Source organism: Haladaptatus sp. (assembly GCF_049589095.1).
In the GTDB taxonomy this organism is placed as follows: Archaea; Halobacteriota; Halobacteria; order Halobacteriales; family Haladaptataceae; genus Haladaptatus.
Map to the genome: position 1 here is coordinate 1 of NZ_JBAWAC010000018.1, position 6,522 is coordinate 6,522.

Genomic DNA, 6,522 nt, shown 5'->3' on the forward strand with positions numbered 1-6,522 from the left:
GGTCGGTTACACGGTGTCGACGCTGCGCTCGCAGGAGCCGAAGAACTGCACCAACGGGACGATATTTCCTCGGAAATTTACGAACGTATCGTCACACGATATTCGAGCGAGAAACGACGGTTGAATCGCGCTCTTTCGTCGTTGCTCGACCAGCATCCACACCTCCGCGAGAGGGAAGAACTCACCGCGGAGGGCGAAATCGTTCGGCGGGAAATTCTCGGCATCAAGACGGCGATGGAACGTGGAATCATCAGCACCGACGTCGGAAACCGTCTTCTCGAGACGACCGAGGGAAAACTCGAAGATCTAGTCGACGACCGCCACAAACGCGATGAAGATTCCAAGGACGACTCCAGAGACACGTAATAATCCGACCGATTGCTCTTTTCAATTCATCAGCCAAAATCGTTTACCGACTTCGTGTCCTCGTCATTGCGTGGGTGCTGGGCGACTCGGCTTTGACCAGTACAACGGTCGATATCATATCGTAGGACACCGAGTCGCCTTGCACCCCCGAGAGGGGGAAGTGACGAACTGATAACTCTCCACGCTTCTTCCTTTCTCCTTCATCGGTTAGCTCCGCGCGTGTCTTCCTATCACTGGAAACGATCGTTCTAGAGCGCGAGGAGATCGAAACGACACTCGTGAGACCCGTCTTCAGTGTGTCCGGATGAAGTTCATCTTGTTGGATATCTAACTATGGCACGATGTTCCGTATGCTCCTTTCGGCAATCGGCATCGTCGAACTGCTGTCTCCCGAAGAACTCATCGATCGGGCGGAGCGCCTCGCACTCGATAATCCCGACGACTGTGAACTACGGCCCTGGGTCGTTCCTGGTGCGCGGGTCGAAGGACTCGTCTTCTTGATTACCATGTGGCGAAGCGACCGCTCGTACGCCGGGTTCAAGCAGTTCCTCGGTGTTCTCGGACTTCTCGCGCTGGCGTTCCCACGTGCCTATATCGACTATGGAACCAAGCTCGCGTACACCGACGCTAGCAACTGTCGATGGAAACCGTGGGTCTACTTCGGAACCCGCTTGGTTGGAATGCTGTACGTGATCATCGCTCTCGACGAACTACGAAAGGACTGATCTCGAACTGAGGTTCACGACGAGTTGGCGGTTTCGAGCCGTGTGGTCGGGGACCTGATCGACCGTTCGAAACGGTTCGATCCTCGTCACTACTGTTCACCCATTCGAATACTGAGAGGTATGGTCGCTATCGCGCTTCGAACACAAGTCGAGCAGACCAGTGAGTCATCCCGTCGTTAGTAACTCAGGGCCACAGTCCACGGGACTCCTTTGCCTCGGCGATTCGGGAGAGGGCGACTACGTAGGCGGCGTCTCGCCACGTCACGTTCAACTCCGATTTTGCGTCGGACATGTCGTCCCACGCGCGGAGCATCGCCGTCTCCAGTTCGTCGTTCACGCGTTCGAGCGACCACGACCGACGGTTGATGTTCTGGAGCCACTCGAAGTACGAAACGGTCACTCCACCCGCGTTGGCGAGGATGTCGGGAACGACGGCGACGCCCTTCGATTCGAGAATCTCGGCGGCCGCGAACGTCGTCGGCCCGTTGGCCCCCTCGACCACGAGGCCTGCTCGGATGTTTTCCGCGTTCTCCACGGTAATGACGTCACCGATGGCGGCCGGAACGAGGACGTCCACGTCGAGTTCGAGGAGGTCCTCGTTCGATATCTTCTCGGGGGCGTCGTACTTCATAACGGCTTCCGGCTCTTCCTCGTGGGTCGGTACGGCGTGAGTATCGAGGCCGTCGGGATCGTATATGCCCCCGTTCACGTCCGAGACGGCGACGACGGTCGCACCGTAATCGTCGAGGACGCGGGCGGCGTTCGCGCCGACGGAACCGAATCCTTGGACAGCGACGGTCGTCGCTTCGATGTCCATCTCGTAGTAGTCGATGGCCTCGCGAGCGATGATGGCGACCGATCGACCGGGTGCGGCCGCGCGACCGTAGCTTCCCCCGATGACGGGCGGCTTGCCGGTGACGATGCCGGGCGTCGTCTCGCCCTCCTGCATCGAATAGGCGTCCATGAACCACGCCATCGTCTGCGCGTCGGTCCCCATGTCGGGTACGGGGATGTCCTTCTCCGGGCCGACGAAGTCGCGCAGCTCTTCGGCGAAGCGACGGGTGAGCCGTTCCTTCTCGCCGATCGAGAGATCCTTCGGGTCCACGACGATGCCACCTTTCCCGCCCCCGAAGGGGAGATCCATCACGGCACACTTCCACGTCATCCACATCGAAAGACCGACGCACTCGTCTTCGGTGACGTTTGGGTGATAGCGAAGGCCGCCCTTGTACGGCCCGCGAACGTCGTCGTGTTGGGAGCGGTAACCGGTATAGACCTCAACGAAGCCGTTGTTGCGCTTCAGCGGGACCGTCACGCGCTGTACCTTCGTCGGATGTTTCAATCGCTCGACGATACCCGGGTTCACGTCCACGAGTCCCGCAACCCGTTCCAGTTGTCGTCGGGCCGTGTCGAGTGCCGTCTCGGATTCGGGTTCGGCGTGGGATTCGGGTTCCACGGTCGCGTTCCTCTCGTGCTTCACCATCAGGTGGTCACCTCAGGCTTGATGCGGCGGTAGACTGCCTCGACAGAATCGACGACGGCGTCGGCGATTCGAGAGACCGAGGTCTCACTGAGTGTCAACGGCGGAGCGAGCAGCAGATGGTCGCCCGCCACCCCATCGACCGACCCCTTTCCTGGATACGTGTAGACGCCGCGGTCGAGTGCGGCGTCGTAGATCCGTTTGTACACCTTCGAGGAGGGGTCGAAGGGTTCTTTCGTCTCCGTATCGGCGACGAATTCCAGTCCGACCATCGGCCCCATCGCACGGAAGTCGCCGACCATCGGGTGGTCTCGGAGCGTGTCGAGTTCGGAGACGAGTTGGCGGCCGCGGGCGCGACCCTGTTCGAGCACGTCGTCCGTGTACTTGTCCACGACGAAGTTCGCCACGGCCGCGGACAACGGGTTCCCGGCGAACGTGTGGCCGTGGGAGAACGAGACGCCGTCGTGGGTGAACTCCTCGGCGACGTGGTCACGGACGAGCACGGCACTCATCGGCGTGTAGCCGCTGGTGAGGCCCTTTCCGAGCGTCATCATGTCGGGAACGACGCCGTAGTGTTCCATGGCGAACAGCGGCCCGGTTCGGCCGAATCCGGTCATCACCTCGTCCGCGATGAAGAGCACGTCGTACTCGTCGCAGATGTCGCGGACCTCCTCGTAGTAAACGGGGTGCGGTGCGGCCGCGGGGATGCTGGCGCCGCCGACCGGTTCGGCGATGAAGGCGGCGACCGTCTCGGGACCGCGTTGGCGAATCGCCGTTTCGAGTTCACGCGCGGCGGCGCGGGCCTGCTCTTCGGGCGTTCCCTCGAACGGCCACCGGTACGGGTACGCGGGCGAGATATGCTCCCAGTCGGCCAGGAACGATTCGTAGCCACGCCGTCGAAGCGTGTTCCCGGTTGCGGACAGCGCCCCGAACGTCGCGCCGTGATACGACTGCCAGCGGGAGATCACGACGGATTTCTCGGTCTTCCCGCACGAACGGAAGTACTCACGTGCGAGTTTGAACGCCGCTTCGTTCGCCTCACTCCCCGAGTTCGTGTAGAACACTTTGGAGAGGTCTCCGGGAGAGCGCGTCGCGAGCGTGCGCGCGAGTCTCTCGGGTGCATCGTGGGAGAAGTGAGACAGACTGAGATACGAGACTTCCGACGACTGTGACTCGAATATCTGATCGATGCCTGGAACCGAGTGGCCCAGATTAGTCACCGCCGCGCCCGACGCGGCGTCGATGAGTCTCTCACCGTCTTCGGTCACGAGGAACTCGTCGGTGGCGTAGTCGACCCTCGGCAGGTCGGGCTCGATACCACCACCCCATTTGTAGAAGATGTGGTTCTGATGTGCCATCTATAACGATTGACTGCACCCTAAGATGAAATAAGTCTTACTAAGAAAACCGAATTTTGGAGAGGTTACAAACACTTCTCGAACAATCCAAACCGTGACTGACGGACTCGCGTCTCGGGGTCGGTATGAATGGAATGGATGGGAGGCCAGAATCGACGGCGGATTCAGAGCGTCGGGTCCTGCTCGATGGGAATGTGGACCGTCTTCTCTTGGGTGTAGGCGTTGAGCGTGTCGCGGGAGCACTCGCGGCCCATGCCGGAGCGTTTGAACCCGCCGAACGGGCTACCGGTGACGGTGCGTCCGTAGAACTTGTTGACCCAGACGCTTCCCGCGTCGATGTCGGCGGCCGCGCGGTGGGCGAGCGATCCATTCTTCGTCGCCACACCCGCAGCGAGGCCGAATTCAACGTCGTTGGCGAGTTCGATGGCTTCGTCGTAATCGCTGAAGGTGATGACCGTCTCGACCGGACCGAATATCTCCTCTTGAGCGATTCGCATGTCGTTGTCGGCGTCCACGAAGACGGCGGGTTCGACGAACCAACCGTCGTCGGTACCCTCGGCTTCGACGACGTTTCCGCCGGTCGCGAGGGTCGCACCCTCTTCGACGCCGAGTTCGAGGTACGAGTTCACCTTCTCGTACTGCGCTTCGGAAACGAGCGGGCCGAAGGTGGTCCCCTCGGAGAGCGTGTCACCGATGGTGTGTGATTCCATCTCCTCGACCAATTTCTCGACGAACTCGTCACGAACGTCCTCGTGGACGAGCGCGCGTGAACAGGCGTCACACGACTGGCCGGTGTTGTACGTGATGCTCCCGGCGACGGTCTCGGCGGCCTGCTCGATGTCCGCGTCGGGGAAGACGACGAACGGCGACTTGCCACCGAGTTCCAGCGTGACGGGCGTGATGTTCGAGGCGGCCGATTTCATCACCTCCTCGCCGGTCACGTCCTCGCCGGTGAACGAAACCTTCTGCACGTCGGGGTGGCCCGTGAGGGGCGCGCCCGCCTCTTCGCCGAAACCGGGGACGACGTTGAAGACGCCGTCGGGTAGGACGCCTTCGGAGAGTTCGGCGATTCGGAGCGCCGTGAGCGGACTCTGCTCGGCGGGTTTCAAGACGACGGCGTTGCCAGCGGCGAGCGCCGGACCGATCTTCCAGGAGGTGAGGACGAGGGGGTAGTTCCACGGCGTGACGCAGCCGACGACGCCGTAGGGCTCTCGGCGGGTGTAGATGTGTGCGTCGTTTGCCGCCGCAATCTCCTTGCCGCCCTCGGCGCGACAGATGTTCGCGTAGTATTCGATGAAGTCGATACCCTTGGTGACCTCGCCTTTTGCGTACGACAGCGGCTTCCCCACGTCGAGGCTTTCGAGGAGCGCGAGTTCTTCGAGGTGATCGCGGAGCACCGACACCCATTCGAGGAGGGTTTCGGACCGCTCCGCGGGCGTTGCGTTGCTCCACTCGCTCTCGAAGGCGTCCTGTGCGGCATCGACGGCCGCGTTCACGTCGACGTCGTCACAGCGAGGGACCGAGAGGATGGGTTCGTCCACGACGGGGTCGCGCGTCTCGAACGTCTCGCCGCTTTCCGCTGGGCGGGACGACCCACCGATCCACGCTTCGAACGATCCGAACGACTGGGCTTCCTCGCTCGCTTGCTGATGATTCTCCTGAATCGAGTTGGTGTAGTGTTCCAATTCCATGATGGTTGTCCTCGTTCGTCATGCACCTTGGATCGAGCACTAATAAAACTAACTAGATAACAAAATTGACGAGGTAATCTTGTGATGATTCTAATTTGGTGGGCATTTGTTGGCTCAGAGATGAATGGGCGGGTTGGTGGGTGGGGTAGTGGCATGGTTCGGGACGATCGATCGACGAACCGATTATCGCGTACTCACCCCACACCGAGTCACTCCGTCGCGGGGACGAACTTGAACCCGTATCTGACGACTCCCTCTTCCTCGTATATTCGGCGAATGCAGCCCGAGACGGGCATACCGACCGCCACCTCGGTAGGATCGACATCCGTGACCTGTGCGGTGATTCGCGGCCCTTCGTCAAGTTCGACGACGGCGACGACGTACCGTCCTTCCGCTTGTGCCTGCCCGGCGAACTCCGGCGGCGAACCACCCGGCGAGAGGACGGTGTAGGAGTAGATGGTGCCCTCTCCCGAGAGGTCGGCCGCCTCGAACGCGTCGCTTCGGCAGTCAGGGCAGGCCCCTTTCGGGGGGAACACGACGGTTCCGCATTCGGTACAGCGTTCGCCCTCGAACGCCAATCGTTGCCCCACGGTTCGCTCGTACATCGGAATCGAGATGTGTGCACCCATCAGTTCGACACCTCCTGCAATCGCGCGTACTCGGCGTAACTCAACTCCTCGGTCGCTTCGAGTGCGGCATCGACGCCAGCCGACACGCCCTCGTCTTCGACCCTGTCGGTCGTCTCGAAGACGAACGCACTTGCACCGTGGCCGTACCCATAGCCCGCGACGAGGATTCTGGAACCCGACTCCGCAGCGTCGAGGGCCGCGGCGAGACCGACGAGGGGCGAGGCAACGCCCGCGAACCCCATGCGCTTGACGACGAATCCGGCACCCATCTGG

At 61.4% G+C, this 6,522-nt stretch carries 5 protein-coding genes and 2 pseudogenes; 2 read left to right on the top strand and 5 right to left on the bottom strand.

The window, feature by feature from the left end; genetic code table 11:
* Positions 1-366, top strand: a pseudogene (locus WBV42_RS00645) (sodium:proton antiporter); the annotation flags it as partial.
* Positions 367-716: 350 nt separating this feature from the next.
* Positions 717-1,091 (top strand): hypothetical protein, encoded by a 375-nt coding sequence (locus WBV42_RS00650; RefSeq protein ID WP_423984327.1) that lies wholly within the window; start codon positions 717-719, stop codon positions 1,089-1,091.
* Positions 1,092-1,275: 184 nt separating this feature from the next.
* On the opposite strand, the gene gdhB is transcribed toward WBV42_RS00650, so the two are convergent.
* From gdhB to WBV42_RS00675, 5 genes and pseudogenes are all read right to left on the bottom strand, one after another.
* Complete coding sequence (gene gdhB, locus WBV42_RS00655) at positions 1,276-2,574, bottom strand: glutamate dehydrogenase GdhB (RefSeq protein WP_423984328.1); 1,299 nt, start codon at positions 2,572-2,574, stop codon at positions 1,276-1,278.
* Positions 2,574-3,929 (bottom strand): aspartate aminotransferase family protein, encoded by a 1,356-nt coding sequence (locus tag WBV42_RS00660; protein ID WP_423984329.1) that lies wholly within the window; start codon positions 3,927-3,929, stop codon positions 2,574-2,576. The genes gdhB and WBV42_RS00660 overlap by 1 nt, the downstream gene beginning before the upstream one ends.
* Positions 3,930-4,093: 164 nt before the next feature.
* A complete protein-coding gene (locus WBV42_RS00665; RefSeq protein ID WP_423984330.1) occupies positions 4,094-5,620 on the bottom strand; it encodes an aldehyde dehydrogenase family protein in 1,527 nt (508 codons plus the stop codon).
* 209 nt (positions 5,621-5,829) lie between these two features.
* The gene (locus WBV42_RS00670) at positions 5,830-6,249 is read right to left on the bottom strand and encodes a Zn-ribbon domain-containing OB-fold protein (protein WP_423984331.1); all 420 of its coding nucleotides are present in this window, start codon (positions 6,247-6,249) and stop codon (positions 5,830-5,832) included.
* Positions 6,249-6,522, bottom strand: a pseudogene (locus WBV42_RS00675) (hypothetical protein); the annotation flags it as partial. The pseudogene WBV42_RS00675 and the gene WBV42_RS00670, both read right to left, overlap by 1 nt.

Bases quoted from the DNA above. Each gene is read 5' to 3' on its own strand.
- WBV42_RS00650 (WP_423984327.1), top strand. From the start codon at position 717: ATGCTCCTTTCGGCAATCGGCATCGTCGAACTGCTGTCTCCCGAAGAA.
- gdhB (WP_423984328.1), bottom strand. From the start codon at position 2,574: ATGGTGAAGCACGAGAGGAACGCGACCGTGGAACCCGAATCCCACGCC.
- WBV42_RS00660 (WP_423984329.1), bottom strand. From the start codon at position 3,929: ATGGCACATCAGAACCACATCTTCTACAAATGGGGTGGTGGTATCGAG.
- WBV42_RS00665 (WP_423984330.1), bottom strand. From the start codon at position 5,620: ATGGAATTGGAACACTACACCAACTCGATTCAGGAGAATCATCAGCAA.
- WBV42_RS00670 (WP_423984331.1), bottom strand. From the start codon at position 6,249: ATGGGTGCACACATCTCGATTCCGATGTACGAGCGAACCGTGGGGCAA.